Below are 592 nucleotides of genomic sequence, written 5' to 3' on the forward strand. Positions count from 1 at the left end.
GGTCCTGGGCGCACACGGTATTGCCCGGCACGATCGAGGTGATGGCCGGCATGCTGCTGCCGGACAGGCCCAAGCGTGTTGTCATCCGGCTGCACTGCCCGGCGGGCGCGGCCGGCACGATGGTGCTGCTCGGCGCCTCGGCGGGCGGCGCGCTGCCCGACGGGTCGGGCCTGGTCGAGGCGGAGCAGGTCGAGGCGGAGATTCGTCTGGCGCAGGCCCACGACAACAACGCCCAAGAGCGAGACATCGAACGCAGCCTGGCTGCCTTCGCCGCCTGGCAGGCGGATGCCATGCGACGGGCGGTCGGGCTCAACCGAGAGGGCGACTGGCGTGGGGCGAAGCACTTCCTCGAGCGCGAGTTGCGCTGGCTCGAGAWCTACGCCCGCGGCCTGCCCGGCGCCGAGCCACTGCTCGCCGAGCTGGTGCTGTTGCTGCGCCGCGCGGAGGAGGACCTCAGCCCGCGCCTGCGCAAGGAACTGCACGCGGCCTCCGTTATGCGAAGCCGATCCGAGAATGACCTCCGTTCGGCAGAGCGGGTATCAATTGCCGCCATGTTGCGCCCGGGGCCTCGGAAGTGAGCGCTGTGCGTCGG

At 71.2% G+C, this 592-nt stretch carries 1 protein-coding gene; it reads left to right on the top strand.

Features of this window, described 5'->3' with window-relative positions; translation table 11 throughout:
* The coding region (locus tag AC1DWF_RS36640) for a hypothetical protein (RefSeq protein ID WP_476843340.1) at positions 1 to 578 on the top strand (578 nt) is incomplete at its 5' end.
* Between the last annotated feature and the right edge of the window lie 14 nt (positions 579 to 592).

The organism is Aminobacter sp. P4_D5, assembly GCF_056401815.1.